The following is a 15,024-nucleotide window of genomic DNA, read 5'->3' on the forward strand; positions in this document are numbered from 1 at the left end:
GCGTCAGGCCGGAAACAGCGGCAGGTCGGCTTTTTTGAGGGTGCGCAGCACAAAGCTGGACTTGCTGTGGCGTATGCCCTTGATCTTGTAGAGGCGCTCACGCAGCAGTCGTTCGTAGTCCTGGGTGCCGCTGACGGCGATACGCAGCAAATAGTCGTAGTCGCCGGACACCAGGTAGGCCTCAATCACTTCCGGAATCTTCGCAAGCGTCTCACCAAATTTTTCCAGCGTGTTGTCAGAGTGGCTGTCCAGCGTGACCTGCACCAGCACGGTGTCGGCCAAGTCCAGCGCCGCGGCATTGATACGCACGGTGTAGCCCTCGATCACGCCCGACTCTTCCATCTTTTTGATGCGGCTCCAGCACGGTGTGTGGCTCAGGCCCACGGCCTGGCCGATCTCCTGCAGGCTGGCACGCGCATTGGCCTGCAGCACCTGAAGAATTTTTCGGTCAATTTTATCCATAAAGAAATATTTCCTTCATTTTTTGATTTATGAAGCAATTATTACTGATATCAGCATAAACGACCGGAAATACGGAAGCACTTTCTTCGCCTTAAGGCCGATACTTGCTGCTGGCAAACAGACTTACCGGTCCGTGTTGCAGGGCAAATACACCCGCGGGTTACCGCCTGCGGGTGTGCTTGGGCATCTTGGTATCTCTGTCATCCCGGACAAGATCCGGGATCCATGGCGCTGGAACTGGCGACTCGTGTGATCCAGCATGGATTGCGGGTCAGGCCCGCAATGACAAAGGATTCAGCCGAACTTGCGCAGCGCATCAAGCGCCAGTCCGGTACCAATGCTGCCGAACAGATCGCCCTCGACGCGGCGCGCCCGTGGCAACAACGCGGCAATCCGCGCGCGCAGCAGCGGCACGCTGCTGGAACCGCCGGTGAAAAACACGGTATCCACCGCGCCCGCATCCACACCCGCATCGCGCAGCAAGCCGCTGACGCTGGTGGCAATGTCGTCCACCAGCACGGAGATCGCGCCATCAAGAGCGTCACGCCGCAAGCGCAGCGTTTCCCCCGCGCTGATGCGGCCGAGGTCCATGTATGTTTCGGCCGAGCCCGACAGCGCCATCTTGGCTTCCTCGAGCTGCATCGCCAGCCAGTGGCCAGCGCGTTGCGCCACCAGGACCTGCAGGCGCGCCAGTTTGTCCGGCTCGGCGGCCTCGCGGCGCAACTCGGTGATCTGGCCCGCCGCCTTTTTGGTGTACGCAAAATTGATGGTGTGCCAGGTCGCCAGGTTGAAGTACGGTGCCGAAGGCATCACCAGCCCGCTCTTGAGCAGGCTGCCCAGGCCCAGCATGGGCATCACGCTGGCAAGGCTCAGGTACTTGTCGAAGTCGGTGCCGCCTATGTGCACACCGCCGCTGGCGAGGATGTCGTCCCGCCGGTCGGCGCGGTCCGCGCGCTCGGGCGCCAGCCGCACCAGCGCAAAGTCCGAGGTGCCGCCGCCGATGTCGACCACCAGCACCAGCTCTTCGCGCGTCACTTGCGATTCGTAGGCAAAGGCGGCGGCGATCGGCTCGTACTGGAAGGCGATCTCGGTAAAGCCCACCGCGCGGGCAATGTCGGCCAGCGTGTCCTGCGCCTGCCGGTCGGCCACGGGGTCGCCATCCACAAAAAACACCGGGCGCCCCAGCACCGCGCGGGTGAAGCTGCGGCCGGCCGCCCGCTCGGCACGGCGCTTGAGCTCGCCGATGAACTGCGCCAACAGTTCACGAAACGGCAGCGCACGGCCGGCGACTTCGGTCTGTTCGTCGATCAGCGGCGTGCCGAGCAGGCTTTTGAGCGAACGCATCAGGCGGCCTTCGTCACCGGCCAGGTAGTCGGCCAACGCGGCGCGGCCGTAGCTGATGTGGGCGTCCTCGGCATGAAAAAAAACCACCGAGGGCAAGGTGAACTTGCCGTTCTCCAGCGCCAGCAGCGCGATCTGGCCGGGTGCGGCGGCCCGCGCGCAAGCCACCGTGGAGTTGGAGGTACCGAAGTCGATGCCGCAGGCGTCAGGCAGGGCTGTCAAGGTTTGGCGAAGCCGCGGTCGGCCCAGGCCGTTGCGCTGGCGCGGTTCAGCTTGAAGGCCGGTGGCACACGCACCTGCGCGAGTTGCTCGCCGGCCTCGTCATGCGCGCTCAAGAGCGCGGAAGGATTGTCCTCATCAGCCACGATGTCCAGCGACACCGTGATGCGCGCGCCGCGGCAATCAACTTCCAGGCTCTGATGCAGCGTGGCGTGTAATTGCTGCTCATGCCGGCGTACAAACTCCGAAGCGGTCTTGACCAGGGTACTGAAGGCCTGGCCGTCAAGCGGCTTGGGATTTTTCTTGTCGCGCCCCATGGTCCACGGCCCTACCAGCGCCGGCTCCGGCTCACCGTCCTTGATCATGGCAACGGCCCATCCGTCGTCATCCTCGTTCTTGATCACGCGGGCGGTCCAGCCGTCGCCGCACCACAACCGGGGCTGCTGCACCGGTCTGTCGTCATCTGGAAGGAAGGCGGGAGAGTGGGAATCGGCGGAAGAAGCAGGGAAGGCAATGTCGGTCACAGGCAATCAATTCAGTGGGGGAGAGGCACGGGCGGGCGACACCGATTTTAACGTCTGCGCACTGGCGGACGGGTTGGGTTCCACAGTGCAGAATTTGCGCCCCGCGTAAACCTTGATGACAGTAGACCCTCCTCTGGCTACGCTTGCGGATTGAATTCTGCAACATCCCCGGAAACCCCATGACCCAACGCCGCAACTTCCTCACCACCGCTGCCGCTGCAGCCGCCGGCCTCGCCCTGCCCTCGCTGGCCCAGGCCCAGGCCCCTGCCTTTCCCTCGCGTCCTATCCGATACATCTGCCCCTGGCCCGCCGGCGGCTCGACCGACGCAGTTATTCGCGCGCTGGCTGAGAGCGCTGGCAAGACGCTTGGTCAAACCATCATTGTCGACAACAAGCCTGGCGCCGGCGGCATGCTGGGCGCCAATGAGATGATGTCTGCCAAGCCCGACGGCTACACCCTCACGCAGTTGCCACACGGTGTGTTCCGCATCCCCCACATGCAAAAGGTGCAGTACGACCCGCTCAAAGATTTCACCTGGATCGCCTGCCTGACCGGCTACACCTTCGGCCTGGTGGTGCCGGCCGACTCGCCGATCAAAAACATCAAGGACCTGGTGGCCTATGCCAAAGCCAACCCTGAAAAATTCACCTACGGCTCAACCGGCACCGGCACCAGCCCACACCTGGCGATCGAGGAGTTTGCGCAGCGCGCCGGCATCAAGCTCACGCATGTGCCGTTCAAGGGCAATGCCGACAACATGCAGGCCATCCTCGGCGGGCATGTGATGGCCGCCAGCGACGCCACCGGCTGGGCCCCCCACGTCGAATCCGGCAAGCTGCGTCTGATTGCCACTTACGGCAGCAAACGCACCAAGCGCTGGCCGAATGTGCCGACGCTCGACGAGCTGGGTTACAAGACCGTGTCCGATTCGCCCTTCGGTGTCTGCGGCCCCAAGGGCATGGACCCGGCCGTGGTGGCCACCCTGCACGAGGCCTTCCGCCGCACCCTCAACGATCCCGCCGTGCTCGCCACCTTGGACAAGTATGACCAGTCGGTGATTTACATGAACACCTCGCAATACACGCGTTTTGCCCGGGAAACCTTCGCGACCGAAAAAGAAACCATCGAGCGCCTGGGAATGACCAACAAGGGTTAAGGAAGCCGGTCGCTTCGGCGGCCACCGCTGAATCCGCAGGCAATCCGCTGCAAGCCACGACAGGCAAGCCTCTCGTGGCTTTTTCACGGGCTTATCCACAGGGTGGCCCACAGAAAACGGGGGCAAATACACGCCATGGCAAGGAGGCTTGCCTGCTGCGCTATGCTTGCGGGCTCCAACCGCAGGTTCGCCCATGACTGTTACTTTTTTTCCGAGAATTTTCACCGCCTTCCTGGTGGCCTCCAGCCTGCTGCTGGCCGGCTGCGAAGACGCGCCCGACGCGAATAAACCTGCCGCTGCGGCTTCCTCGCCAGTGTCAGTAGCTGCAGTGGCGGCCGAAGCCAAAGGTTTCAGCGTCGGCTCAGCGGTCAGTGCGCGAACCGTCTACGTGTTTTTCGACGCCCAGTGCCCGCATTGCACGGCGCTGTGGGAAGCTGCCAAACCACTGAAGCCGCAGGCACGCTTCGTCTGGATCCCGGTCGGGATCCTCAATGCCTCCAGCACCGCGCAGGGCGCGACCCTGCTGGCCGCAAAGGACCCAGTGGCAGCGATGGACGAACACGAAGCGTCCATGACGGCGCAGCGGGGCGGCATCGGCGCCGGCAGCGACATCGACGCGCAGAAAGCCGACGTTGCCAAAAACACCGAGTTGCTGACACGTTTCGGCTTTGCCTCGATTCCGACCATCATCGGAAACCATGCCGAGACCGGCGCCCTGGTCACCCAGGAAGGATCCATGCCGACTGCTGCACTGGCAACTCTGTTGGGCCTGAAGCTGCCCGCAGGTTTATAGCCCCCACGTTCGCGCACTGCGTGTCGCTCACTGCCCCCCCGAGGGGGCGCTGCGCCTGCGGGCCGGCAGAGCCGGACCCGCGGCCCCTGCTTGAAAAGAGATGCCTTCGCGCTTGTGTGCCTGCGGTCTGATGGAGCCAGATCCAAAGGCCGTCAGGTTTGCCCGTTGATCGTCTAGAACAACACGCGGCTGCGGATCGTACCCGGCACTTCGGCGAGTTTGGTCAGCGCCAGGTCCGAGTGCGCGGCGTCGATATCGATCACAACATAACCGATGGCTTCGTTGGTCTGCAGAAACTGCGAGGCGATGTTGATGCCGTTGCCGGCGAACACCTGGTTGATGTCGGCCAGCACACCCGGCACGTTGCGATGAATGTGCAGCAGCCGGTGTTTGCCCGGATGCGCCGGTAGCGCGACCTCGGGGAAGTTTACAGATGAGGTCGAGGTACCGTTGTCGCTGTATTTGACCAATTTTTCTGCAACCTCGACACCGATGTTGGCTTGGGCCTCCATGGTGGATCCGCCGATATGCGGCGTGAGAATCACATTGTCGAGACCGCGCAGCGGCGACACGAATTCATCCTTGTTGCTGCCGGGCTCGACCGGGAAAACGTCGAGCGCCGCGCCCAGCAGTTTTTTCGCATTGAGCGCCGCGGCCAGCGCGTCGATGTCGACCACCGTGCCGCGCGAAGCATTGATCAGGATGCCGCCGGGTTTCATCGCCGCAATTTCGGCCGCGCCTATCATCCACTGCGTGGCGGCCGTCTCGGGCACGTGCAAGGTGACGATGTCGCTTTGCGCCAGCAGCTCGAGCAGTTTGGCGACCTGGCGCGCATTGCCCAGCGGCAGTTTGCTGACCACGTCATAAAACGCCACCTTCATGCCCAGCGCCTCGGCCAGCACCGACAACTGCGTTCCGATGGAGCCGTACCCGATGATGCCCAGCGTCTTGCCGCGGATTTCGTAGGAATTGACGGCCGACTTGAGCCATCCGCCGCGGTGCGCCAGTGCGCTTTTCTCGGGCACACCGCGCAGCAGCAAAATCGCTTCGGCCAGCACCAGTTCGGCCACCGAGCGGGTATTGGAGTACGGCGCGTTGAACACCGCGATGCCGCGCTCACGCGCCGCATTCAGGTCGACCTGGTTGGTGCCTATGCAGAAGCATCCCACCGCCGCTAGCCGGGAGGCATGGGCCAGCACGTCGGCAGTGAGCTGGCTTTGCGAGCGGATACCGATGAAATGCACGTCGGCGATCTTCGCCTTGAGTTCCCCGCCCTGCAAGGCCATGGGCACGGTTTCAATCTGGCTGTAGCCGGCGGAGCGCAGCACCTCGATGGCGGAGGGATGGACGCCTTCCAGCAACAGGAATTTGATCTTGTCTTTGTCGAGCGAGGGCTTGGTCATGGGAGGAATGAGAACCGGAAGACCGGCAAGTGAAGGTGTAACAAGTATGGATGAAAGCCCGGGCGGCCCCGAACGCCGCAGATTTTGCCCTGCCGCACCGCAAGGTCAGTCCACCGGGGCCGGCGCCGCGCGTGCCAGCGCCTGCCGCCCGCTTGTGAACTGCGCCAGCGCCACGCCCACCAGCGTCAGCGCGGCACCTGCCAGCTTGATGCCTGTGTACTGTTCGCCGGCAAACAACCAGGCCACCAGCCCGGCCACTGGCGGCATCAGATACATCAGCGGCGCGGTACGCGCCACGCCGCGCACTGCGTTGACCCAGCCCCAGAGCAGCCAACCCAGAAAAGCCGATACCGTGACCGACCAGACCAGGCTGAGCCACACGACCAGCGAGGCATCGCCCCAGGGCGCGGCCAGACCCGCAGGCAGGGAGAACAACACCACCGGCACGCTGCCGAGCAGGGTCGCATAAGCCATGGTGAGCACGCCGCCGTGGCGCTCGATCAGCGGCTTGGCCGCCACGGTGTAGTAAGAGAAAAAGCTCGCGGCCACCAGCAAAAACAAATCACCGCCGGTGGCCAGCCACTGGCCGCCCAGCAGCTTGTCGGACAGAAAGACCAGCACGCCCGCGAACGCGACCGCCACGCCAGCGATCTGTGCCTTGTGCAGTGGTTCAAGGCCCATGAGACGCAGGATCAGCAAGGTGAAAATGGGACCGCAGGCCAGGATCAGCGAGCTTGAAAACGCGGTGGACCAGTGAATCCCGTAGGTCACCATGCCCACATGCAGGAAGTGGCCAGCAACGCCCAGGCGCGCCAGTGCCCAGAAGTCGCGCCGGGTGATTTTCGGGAAACGCCGGCCGTAGCGCCACAGCAGCAAGCCCAGCGCGCAGGCCGGCATGATCAGGTAACGCGCAAACAGAAAACCACCGGGGCCGACCACATTGAATACAAACTTCTGCAGCGAGAAGTTGATGCCCCAGATCACGACCAGCACCAGCGCGACAAGCAGAGCCCGCGTAGCGCGCCGGGTCGCAGCGCATTCGTGCTGGCTACGCATGATCGGATATCCCTTGCATTTGTGAATAAAAAAGCCCTGCAACCCAATGAATTCGTGCGCCAGCAGCTATCATTTTTGAAGCATACCAGCTTCCCAGCGGAGCTGCACGCAGGTGCCCGGCCTGGCGTGATACAAACACCGCTCCCGTTGAAAGGAATATCTTGAAATTCAAAATGGCTGAAAAGTCACTGTTCGCCGTCTTGCTGCGCTCCTCGTGGTGGATCAGCCTGTCGATTGCCGGTGTCATCGCGCTGGCTTCCAAAGCGCTGCTGCCGCCCCCCTACTTTTTGTTCGGCGCCATGGGCGGTATTCCATTTGTGGTGATTGCGCTGATCACGCTGTGGCGGCAATTGAGCGCGCCCAGCACCGCCCACGTTGAGGCCACGCTGACACAGATCAACGCCATGCCCTGGCGCGAATTTTCGGCTGCGCTGGAGCAGGCCTTGCTGCGCGAAGGGTTCGAGGTCAAGCGTCTGGAAAGTCCTGCCGCCGACTTTGAACTGTTCAAGGGGGGACGCCATGTGCTGCTGAGCGGCAAGCGCTGGAAAGCCGCGCGACTGGGGCTGGAAATTTTCCAGGCCCTGGAGGCGGCGCGCAGCGTGAGTGATGCCAGCAGTTGCATTTGTGTCTCCGCCGGCGAAGTCACCGACAACGCACGCCAGTTCGCCGCCAGCCACCAGATCCGCGTAATCCAGGGCACCGAGCTGGCGCAATTGCTCAGGCCGGTACTGATCGCCAAAGCAGCCGCTTGACGCTCTGTTTTTGATAGCTGAGTAAGCCCATTGGATATGGGCTGGAGGCTGACTTTGTTAAATTCCGGAAGAAGACGGCCGGCTTGCGCGGCCTGCCACCGGGTAGGCCTTGACCATCCACAGGTACATCAACGCGCCGGCCAGCAAGGTGGCGGCGGCAATTTCGAGCGACAGCGTGAAACCCTCGCCCAGGCTGCGGCTGTGCTGCAGCAGCAGTGCCACCATGGGCGGGCCGGCGATTTGCCCGATGCCGTACATCGCCGTCAGCAGACCCATGGTGCTGGCCGCAGCGGCAGGCCGTAGGCGCCGTACCTCCTGCATCGCAAAAAAGGTGATGGCCGTGAAAGGAATGCCCAGCAACAAGCTGCCGATGGCAAAACCAGCCAGGTTCGGGCTGAAAATGCTGGCGGTAATGCCCAGAGACTGCACGACATAACAGCCAGCGAGCAGGTGGCGGTAGTCGCCCGTGGCCGGAATGCGCGTCGCCAGCAGCGCGCCAGTGATGACGCCCAGTCCGAAGATGGGCCAGAAAAAATCAATCCAAACCGAGCCTGGCATCGCCTCGCGTGCGATCACCGGCAAAAAGGTCGCGGTGATGATGTAGCCAAACCCCGCCAGACCGTAGGCGCTTGCCAGCAGCAGCATCTGATTTCGGCCTGCCACTGCGTTCGTGTGCAAAGCCGCTGTTGGCGTGGATGCGCTGGCGACGCCCTGCCCGCCCCGCTCCCGGAAGGTGCGCCAGACAACAGCCGTGAGCAGTGCCGCCAGTACGCCAAAAATCAGCCAACCGGCGGCGGCTGGCCACTGTAGCGCCACCATGCCGCTGGCAAACAGGCCACTGAGCGCGATGCCAGCGCCGGGCCCGGCGTAAATCACACCGCCCATCATGGGTGCGTTGCGTCTGGCCAGCTGCGACAGGCACCAGCCCGAGGTGTAGACAAACACCAGCGCGCTGGCCACACCGGCGGCAAAACGCAGCAGTGGCCAGGCAGCAGGCAGCTGCAGCGCCATGCCCAGGGTCAACACCGCAGTGGCGACCAAGCCAATACGCACCCAGGTCGGGCCGGCGACCTGCGGCAAAAACGGCAAGCGCCTCCAGATCCAGGGCTGGAAGGTGCACAACAAGGCGCCCACCAGGTAGCCAAAATAATTGGCGCTGGCCAGCCAGCTTGCCGTGGGCAGGTCGACCACGCCATCACTGAGCATCATGGGCAACAGCGGCGTGAAGGCAAAGCGGCCAATGCCCATGGCAATCGCCAGCGACAACAGGCCGGCGAAGGCGATGGCCCAGCGGCCGGGCTCGGGCTGGGGGGCGCTCAAGGCCGGGGTCCTGCAGCGCCGGTTTTGACTGGCTCCACCAAGGTCATGCGGCGGAGCAGGCGAGCCGCCTGCTCCGTATCACCGGCTTTTTCGGCGAGCTGCGCCTGCACGCCCAGCCAGGCCAGCAGCGGCCGACGCCAGCCTTGCGCAGATGACGTGTCGACAGCCTGCTGCACGACCTGCGGGCTGGCGCGCCCGCCCTGAAACAACACCGCCGCGGCTACCAGTTGCGACAGCGGATCGGTAATGGCCTTGACGGCCGCCGCATCGCCACCAGCCGCTGCACGTTGCGCAGCAGGCAACAGGGCCAGGTCCTGCGGCTGCAGCCGGCCTGCCAGGTAGTCGGCATAGGCGCGCTCTGCCGGGAATGCATCGGTGCGCAGGCGCTCGAAGCCGGCGCATGACTCGGGCACCAGGCTGGCGGTGCGGCTTGCGCAGCGCAAGAGCTCGACGCGCGATGTCAGATCGACGCGGCCGGTGCTGGAGACTTCGCTCAGCGCGCGGCCAAATTCCACTGCTTCAACGCGCGAATTGCCCTCCATATAGGCGGCCACGCCGCGCTCGGTGGCGGTTTTGGCGTCGAGCTGCCAGTCAGCAGGTTTTGGGCCGCTGCTGCAGGCGGCCAGCACCAGCAAGGCGGCGCAGAGCAGTGGTTTTGCAACATTGATCATGGCAGCTTGATCTCCGTGTCGCGGGCAAACGGCCACTTGCGGTTGACCTCGTTGATCAGGCTGTCAACCTTGCGCAGGCTGGACTCGACCTCGCCGCGCAGCGTGCCGAGGTCGTCGGTCGCAGCGCGGGCATTGGCGCCCACGGCCTGGGCCTCGACCAGCACTGCATCGACTTTTTTCAGGCTGGTGCGCGCCTCGCCGAGCAGGGCATTGAGCTGGACCACCGTGGCACGCGTTTCGAGCACCACCCCCAGATTTCCCGGTTTGTCGCCGAACACCTGGGTGTCGGTCTTGGCGGCCAGGCCGTCGAGCTTGGTCAGCAAGGCATTGGTGCGGTCCAGCGTGACAATCAGTTTTTTAGCCTCGGCCTCGTTGCCCAGCAACACGCCGAGTGCACCGCCGGGACCGTTTAGGCGCTCAGTCAGCTTCCGCACATTGCCCAGACTGGCCGAAACAGCGCCTTCACTGGCAGTCAGGCTGTTGAGGTTTTCGATCAGTTCCTTGGCCGCGGCGATCAGCTTGGGCACCTCGGCACCGGTGTCACCGCGCAACACCTCGCGCACTGCGCCGTCGGGCAGCGGCGGGTCTTTGAGCAGGCCAGAGTAAGCCCGGATATTGGTGCTGCCGACCAGGCCGCGCACCAGTGTGAACACGCTTGAGGTGCGAAGCCAGTGCGCATCGCGCGTCGGCACGTCAATGACGATGCGGGCTTTACCGTCGTCGGCCAGTTCGATGCGGCGTACGCGGCCGATGGGAAAACCCGAAAACGTCAGATCCATGCCGACCACCACGCCTTCGGAGTCATCGGACACCAACACCAGTTTTTGCGTGCTTTCAAACAGGCCGCGTGCATACAGCACGTAAAGCGCCGAACCGATCACCAGCGTGGCCATGAAGATCAGCAGCAGCACGGCCTTGAACTCCAGGTTGGCCACGGGTGGCAATCGCCCCTCCTCGTCCAACGGCGGTGGTGGGCCGCCAGCGGCTGATGTGTCAAGGGGCTTGCTCATGGAGTGAAAGGATTCATGGGGATAGGACCGGATTTCAATAGTAGTTGCCGACAAGGGACAACACCTCAATCAACAGAATCACAGCGAACATGCGCACCAGCATGCGCAACTCGGCGCTGGCGCGCAGGCGCGGTGCCGTCGAATCGTAGAGGGCCGAGGCCATCGGAATCAGGGACACCGCCAAGCTGAAAAACAAGGTCTTGAGCAGAAAAATCAGCGTGACCTCCGGGTTGAACACCTGGCCGAACAGCCGTGTGTAGGTGGACACGCCAGACAGCGTGAAGCCATACACCGCCAGGTAAGCCATCACCAGTGCCACCACGCAACTGAGCGCGGCCAGCGTAATCGTCGAAAAAATGCCTGCCGTTACGCGCGGCAACACTTCGTGGCGGACCGGGTCCACGCCGCGCTGCTGCAGCGCTTCAAGCCTACCGTCGCGGCGCATCTGGGACAACTCGACGCCACTGGCAATGGCGCAGCGCAGCGCCACAAACATCGCGGCCGTCAGCGGAATCAGCTCCAGCACCAACACCCGAATCACCACCTGCAGCGCGTACTGCGACAAGCCGTAACTGATGGCGGTGACGATCACGATGCGCGTGATGACCACCGTGATCAGCGCGCACATCAACGTGAAGCCGAGCAGGTTGGGTGCCGTGTTGCGGTAGATGTGTGCGGCCAGCACACGGCGGTGAGCGCGGCCGTAGCTTGAGGGCGACATGGCCAGCACCAGAATCATTGCGCCCAGGTAAATCAGTCGCCACCAGCCCAGCAGCCAGTCGCGTGCCTTGCGGTTAAGCAGAGAAAGCGAAGAAAAAATGCGGGCCGTTGAGGTCATGCATCCATGATAGTCGTGAGGGGCGCGAACTCAGGCGAGCGGACCCTGGTCCAGCGGCAAGGAGCCATTGGGCATGCCGCCTGTGAGTTTCAGCCGGTCCGCAGCTTTGGCAATGCCCTCGCGGTCACCCCGCCACAATGCACCGACATAGGCGCGGTAGTCAGCATGCCAATCGGCCGCGTCTTCAAGCGCGTCCAGCACACCCGATACCTGATCCAGCTCCTGCACATGCGCCGCGACCTCCACGGCCAGCGTGCAGGTGGTGTTGATGACGCGGTCGAAATCCTCATCCTCCGGTGTCAAGGCGCTGATACCGAATAAGTCGAATATCTGCGCAATCGATGCGGCAGACGCCGGGTCCAGCGACTCTTCGCCGGTCTGCGGGTCGCGTGTTTTTTCGGCAGGAAACATAGCTTGTTCGGAGGCTGCGAGAAGTTGCTCGCGAAATAACACGGTCATGCCGTCTCCAGAATAAATGACGCGCCATCTCAGCGCGGCACACAAGTTTAGGCCATGCGACATGCCGCTCAGGCGGCGAGTGACTTGCAGTAATTGAGAAAGTCGTCCATCTCGGTCCCCTTGTCGAACACCGCATCCGCGCGCAAGGCCAGGCACTTCTGGCGCATAGCATCGGTGAGTTCCCCACTCAGAACCACCACCCGCTGCTCAGGCCGGCGCGTGGTACACCAGCTCAGTGCACCCACGCCGCTGCCTTTTTTGAGATGCAGATCCACCACCACGAGATCCCAGGCGCTGTCGTTGGACGACAGCCAGTTGGTCGCAGAGATTTCGTTGTCCGCATAAAACAGGACTTCCACCGAGGGTATGTCGCGCAGCGCATCCGCAATGATGTTGCGCAGCACCACGTTGTCCTCAACAAGAAATACCTTGAGCGAGGGGTGTCCCTTCCGGGTGTTGTGATGTGTATCTTTTACCCGCATCTGAGTTCCACTGTTGCCCAAAGTGTAGACGCCACGGCAGAGTGGACGCACCGCCCAACCCAGCCACGCCCTGAACGACAAGCTCAACGCAGCTTTTGTGCAAATCCATGCAGGGCGTCAGAGTTGCCGACACAGCGCCAGCAAAGACCCGGCCTCAGCGCTGATTGAATCGATAGGACCGCTTGGGGGACCAGGGCTTGGCCACCTGTTTTCCCAGCTGCGAACCAGGCGCAAATGGCCAGGCGTTGACCATCGTGGCACCGGCGCGGCTGGCCTGCGGGCCCGCGTCATCGGCGGTCTTCGTGGCTTTCAATTCCTTGGAGTCTGATGGTTTGCGCATAACGATCCTTTGATGTTCATTCAAGACTGTTCATGCCTTCACGGCGACCAGCCCGACGGCGGCGATCCGGTCCGCCTGGCGGTACAGCGTCCGTTCCAGCTCTTCTCCGAAGACGTCAGGGTCGATTTCGGCATAGGTGTAGGTGCAGCCGGCCTGCCCGAGAAATGGCTCCATCTCCCGGATGAAATGATCAACACCGTTCACGATCGCGACACCGGTATACAGAATCAACCGTCCGCACGGCAGCAGGCGCTGCAGGGCCTGGGCGCCTATCTTTACACTCAGTGCCCGGCCCAGATCTCCACCGCCATGCCGGTAGGCACGCCCGGCGTCGTCTTCAAGGTAAGGGGGGTTCGACAGCACCACATCAAAATCACCCGTGACGGCGGACAATGCATCGCCCGCCGCAAGCTCAACGTCTACACCAGCCGAGGCCGAGTTGATGCCGGCATATCGCAGGGCCAGCGGGTTGATGTCATTGAGCGTGACTTGCGCGCCCACGCGCAGACGCGCCGCCAGGATGCCACCGGCGCCACTGCCGCATCCCACGTCCGCGATTCGCAGTGGCTTGCCTGCAGCGGCCACCGGTATGTGATCGCGGATCAGGTTCAGGAAGCGGTAGGTGTCCGGGCCGAAAAAAACGGCATCGTTGGCCAGCGTGGGAAACGCCGAATGCACGAACAAGTCACCGTCAAAACTTGCTACCCTGACGCGACTGCGGTACAGCGTATCTTCGCGCAACACCAGGCCGTGCAGTAGCAGCAAGTCCAGCAGGGCGGCCGGCATGGCCCGTTCAGAAAAGCCCAGGGACCAGCCAAAAATATCGCGCAAGTTGGTGGCCGGAATGCCCTGCCGGTTCGCCAGCACCCGCGCATGTGTGAGCGGAGTGACCGTGGTGAATTCGTAAGCCTGCTCTCGCAAATGTTGCAGCAAGGCCCTGAGTGCGGCGTCAAATGTGGCCCCCCCGTCAGGCGTAAGCATCAGCAAGCCCAGCTTGCCCGGGCAGCAACGCAGGCCAGGCGGCCCGGATATTCCGGCCCGGCCGCCATGCGAGTGTCCACGGTGGGTTCCGCACGGTTGAAAAACTTCTTGATCACATATGCTCCGCGGCCCAGCGTGAACCGCCGGTTGCGATTCAAGCACTGTCCAATGGAATCAGACTAGGACGCGGGTCGGGTCACCCATGTAGGAAATGGATGAAGATCAGGTAGGTGAGGTCAAGGCGCGACCCACACTCCAGCGCAGCCCCGGGACAGGGCTGCGGCCCACCTGCTACGGACTGATGCCGCTATGCAATTCGTAGCGTAGGCGGGACATCAGACCGCAAAACCAGCCATTTCTTCACCCAGGCGAACCGCCGCACCCGGCGTCCAGGCAGGGTTGAAACGGCAGGGTCCCTGCGGAAACAGCAGCACGACGGTGGAGCCGAGCAGGAAGCGCCCCATCTCCTCGCCTTGCCGCAGTGCCACCGGCTCGGCGTCATAACGCCAATCGCGCACTTCGCGCGTCCTCGGCGGATTGACGACGCCATGCCAGACCGTCGCCATGCTGCCGACGATGGTGGCCCCCACCAGCACCAGCACAAAAGGGCCGCGCGCCGACTCGAACACACAAACCACGCGTTCGTTGCGTGCAAACAGGCCCGGCACACCACGCGCCGTGGCCGGGTTGACCGAAAACAGCTCTCCCGGCACATAAATCATGCGGCTCAATCGTCCGTCGGCCGGCATGTGGATGCGGTGATAGTCCTTGGGGCTAAGGTAAATCGTGGCAAAGCTGCCGCCGTCGAAACGCGCGGCCAGCTCCCGGTCGCCACCGACCAGGGCGGTGGTCGAATAGTGGTGGCCTTTGGCCTGGAAAATCTGATCGCCCGCGATGGCGCCAAACTGGCTGATCGCGCCGTCAACCGGGCAGATCAGATCGGCGTCGGCCAGCGGCCTCGCGCCGGCTTGGAGTGCCCGCGTGAAAAAATCGTTGAAGCTCGCGTAGCTGCTGATATTCGGGTTGGCCGCCTCGGCCATGTTGACGCCGTACTTGCCGATGAACCAGCGGATGATGCCCGTGGTGATGGCACCGCCGCGCATGGACGCAATATGGCGGCCGAACTCGGTGATCGCCCGTTTGGGCAGAAGGTATTGCAACAGGACTTCGGATCGTTCGGACACGCAGGCTCACTCTGGTCAGGGAAAGCGCCCAT

The 15,024-nt window shown here is 63.1% G+C and carries 17 protein-coding genes; 3 read left to right on the top strand and 14 right to left on the bottom strand.

Going from position 1 to position 15,024, the window contains the following annotated elements:
* Nucleotides 1–3 precede the first annotated feature (3 nt).
* The 3 genes from IEX16_RS09975 to IEX16_RS09985 all read right to left on the bottom strand — a co-directional run bounded on the left by IEX16_RS09975 (nt 4) and on the right by IEX16_RS09985 (nt 2,546).
* On the bottom strand, nt 4–462 hold the full coding sequence (locus tag IEX16_RS09975) for an Lrp/AsnC family transcriptional regulator (protein ID WP_188708339.1): 459 nt from the start codon (nt 460–462) through the stop codon (nt 4–6).
* A 294-nt stretch (nt 463–756) separates the two neighbouring features.
* On the bottom strand, nt 757–2,016 hold the full coding sequence (locus IEX16_RS09980) for an Hsp70 family protein (RefSeq protein WP_188708500.1): 1,260 nt from the start codon (nt 2,014–2,016) through the stop codon (nt 757–759).
* Between the two features lie 5 nt (nt 2,017–2,021).
* Nucleotides 2,022–2,546 carry a hypothetical protein gene (locus tag IEX16_RS09985; RefSeq protein WP_308421331.1) on the bottom strand — a complete coding sequence of 175 codons (525 nt, stop codon included), beginning with the start codon at nt 2,544–2,546 and terminating at the stop codon, nt 2,022–2,024.
* Nucleotides 2,547–2,725: 179 nt separating this feature from the next.
* Between IEX16_RS09985 and IEX16_RS09990 the strand changes: the two genes are divergently transcribed.
* A complete protein-coding gene (locus IEX16_RS09990) occupies nt 2,726–3,703 on the top strand; it encodes a tripartite tricarboxylate transporter substrate binding protein (protein WP_188708340.1) in 978 nt (325 codons plus the stop codon).
* 193 nt (nt 3,704–3,896) lie between these two features.
* Nucleotides 3,897–4,496, top strand: a complete 600-nt coding sequence (locus IEX16_RS09995) for a DsbC family protein (protein ID WP_188708341.1) — start codon at nt 3,897–3,899, stop codon at nt 4,494–4,496.
* 173 nt (nt 4,497–4,669) lie between these two features.
* On the opposite strand, the gene serA is transcribed toward IEX16_RS09995, so the two are convergent.
* Both serA and IEX16_RS10005 read right to left on the bottom strand, forming a co-directional pair.
* Nucleotides 4,670–5,899, bottom strand: a complete 1,230-nt coding sequence (gene serA, locus IEX16_RS10000) for a phosphoglycerate dehydrogenase (RefSeq protein WP_188708342.1) — start codon at nt 5,897–5,899, stop codon at nt 4,670–4,672.
* Between the two features lie 105 nt (nt 5,900–6,004).
* Nucleotides 6,005–6,955, bottom strand: coding sequence for a DMT family transporter (locus IEX16_RS10005; RefSeq protein WP_188708343.1), 951 nt, complete (start codon nt 6,953–6,955; stop codon nt 6,005–6,007).
* Nucleotides 6,956–7,128: 173 nt separating this feature from the next.
* Between IEX16_RS10005 and IEX16_RS10010 the strand changes: the two genes are divergently transcribed.
* Entirely contained in the window at nt 7,129–7,707 is a 579-nt protein-coding gene (locus IEX16_RS10010; RefSeq protein ID WP_229676280.1) for a restriction endonuclease, read from the top strand.
* A gap of 57 nt (nt 7,708–7,764) precedes the next feature.
* On the opposite strand, the gene IEX16_RS10015 is transcribed toward IEX16_RS10010, so the two are convergent.
* The 9 genes from IEX16_RS10015 to asd all read right to left on the bottom strand — a co-directional run bounded on the left by IEX16_RS10015 (nt 7,765) and on the right by asd (nt 14,992).
* Nucleotides 7,765–9,027 carry a YbfB/YjiJ family MFS transporter gene (locus tag IEX16_RS10015; RefSeq protein ID WP_229676281.1) on the bottom strand — a complete coding sequence of 421 codons (1,263 nt, stop codon included), beginning with the start codon at nt 9,025–9,027 and terminating at the stop codon, nt 7,765–7,767.
* Nucleotides 9,024–9,698, bottom strand: coding sequence for a hypothetical protein (locus tag IEX16_RS10020; protein WP_188708345.1), 675 nt, complete (start codon nt 9,696–9,698; stop codon nt 9,024–9,026). Before IEX16_RS10020 ends, IEX16_RS10015 begins: the two co-directional genes overlap by 4 nt.
* The gene (locus IEX16_RS10025; RefSeq protein WP_188708346.1) at nt 9,695–10,708 is read right to left on the bottom strand and encodes an MlaD family protein; all 1,014 of its coding nucleotides are present in this window, start codon (nt 10,706–10,708) and stop codon (nt 9,695–9,697) included. The genes IEX16_RS10020 and IEX16_RS10025 overlap by 4 nt, the downstream gene beginning before the upstream one ends.
* Before the next feature lie 34 nt (nt 10,709–10,742).
* The gene (locus IEX16_RS10030) at nt 10,743–11,546 is read right to left on the bottom strand and encodes an MlaE family ABC transporter permease (protein WP_188708347.1); all 804 of its coding nucleotides are present in this window, start codon (nt 11,544–11,546) and stop codon (nt 10,743–10,745) included.
* A 30-nt stretch (nt 11,547–11,576) separates the two neighbouring features.
* Complete coding sequence (locus IEX16_RS10035) at nt 11,577–12,005, bottom strand: hypothetical protein (RefSeq protein ID WP_188708348.1); 429 nt, start codon at nt 12,003–12,005, stop codon at nt 11,577–11,579.
* Between the two features lie 68 nt (nt 12,006–12,073).
* Nucleotides 12,074–12,487 carry a response regulator gene (locus IEX16_RS10040; protein ID WP_188708349.1) on the bottom strand — a complete coding sequence of 138 codons (414 nt, stop codon included), beginning with the start codon at nt 12,485–12,487 and terminating at the stop codon, nt 12,074–12,076.
* Between the two features lie 154 nt (nt 12,488–12,641).
* On the bottom strand, nt 12,642–12,827 hold the full coding sequence (locus IEX16_RS10045) for a hypothetical protein (RefSeq protein WP_188708350.1): 186 nt from the start codon (nt 12,825–12,827) through the stop codon (nt 12,642–12,644).
* A 30-nt stretch (nt 12,828–12,857) separates the two neighbouring features.
* Complete coding sequence (locus tag IEX16_RS10050) at nt 12,858–13,808, bottom strand: methyltransferase (RefSeq protein WP_188708351.1); 951 nt, start codon at nt 13,806–13,808, stop codon at nt 12,858–12,860.
* Nucleotides 13,809–14,143: 335 nt separating this feature from the next.
* The gene (gene asd / locus IEX16_RS10055; RefSeq protein ID WP_188708352.1) at nt 14,144–14,992 is read right to left on the bottom strand and encodes an archaetidylserine decarboxylase; all 849 of its coding nucleotides are present in this window, start codon (nt 14,990–14,992) and stop codon (nt 14,144–14,146) included.
* Nucleotides 14,993–15,024 lie beyond the last annotated feature (32 nt).

The organism is Polaromonas eurypsychrophila, from assembly GCF_014641715.1.
GTDB lineage: Bacteria > Pseudomonadota > Gammaproteobacteria > Burkholderiales > Burkholderiaceae_C > Polaromonas > Polaromonas eurypsychrophila.

Excerpts from the sequence above, each read along its gene's own strand:
- IEX16_RS10030 (WP_188708347.1), bottom strand. The coding sequence starts at position 11,546 with ATGACCTCAACGGCCCGCATTTTTTCTTCGCTTTCTCTGCTTAACCGC.
- IEX16_RS10035 (WP_188708348.1), bottom strand. The coding sequence starts at position 12,005 with ATGACCGTGTTATTTCGCGAGCAACTTCTCGCAGCCTCCGAACAAGCT.
- IEX16_RS10045 (WP_188708350.1), bottom strand. The coding sequence starts at position 12,827 with ATGCGCAAACCATCAGACTCCAAGGAATTGAAAGCCACGAAGACCGCC.
- IEX16_RS10040 (WP_188708349.1), bottom strand. The coding sequence starts at position 12,487 with ATGCGGGTAAAAGATACACATCACAACACCCGGAAGGGACACCCCTCG.
- serA (WP_188708342.1), bottom strand. The coding sequence starts at position 5,899 with ATGACCAAGCCCTCGCTCGACAAAGACAAGATCAAATTCCTGTTGCTG.
- IEX16_RS10010 (WP_229676280.1), top strand. The coding sequence starts at position 7,129 with ATGGCTGAAAAGTCACTGTTCGCCGTCTTGCTGCGCTCCTCGTGGTGG.
- IEX16_RS09990 (WP_188708340.1), top strand. The coding sequence starts at position 2,726 with ATGACCCAACGCCGCAACTTCCTCACCACCGCTGCCGCTGCAGCCGCC.
- IEX16_RS09995 (WP_188708341.1), top strand. The coding sequence starts at position 3,897 with ATGACTGTTACTTTTTTTCCGAGAATTTTCACCGCCTTCCTGGTGGCC.
- IEX16_RS10025 (WP_188708346.1), bottom strand. The coding sequence starts at position 10,708 with ATGAGCAAGCCCCTTGACACATCAGCCGCTGGCGGCCCACCACCGCCG.
- IEX16_RS10020 (WP_188708345.1), bottom strand. The coding sequence starts at position 9,698 with ATGATCAATGTTGCAAAACCACTGCTCTGCGCCGCCTTGCTGGTGCTG.
- IEX16_RS09975 (WP_188708339.1), bottom strand. The coding sequence starts at position 462 with ATGGATAAAATTGACCGAAAAATTCTTCAGGTGCTGCAGGCCAATGCG.
- IEX16_RS10005 (WP_188708343.1), bottom strand. The coding sequence starts at position 6,955 with ATGCGTAGCCAGCACGAATGCGCTGCGACCCGGCGCGCTACGCGGGCT.
- IEX16_RS10050 (WP_188708351.1), bottom strand. The coding sequence starts at position 13,808 with ATGCTTACGCCTGACGGGGGGGCCACATTTGACGCCGCACTCAGGGCC.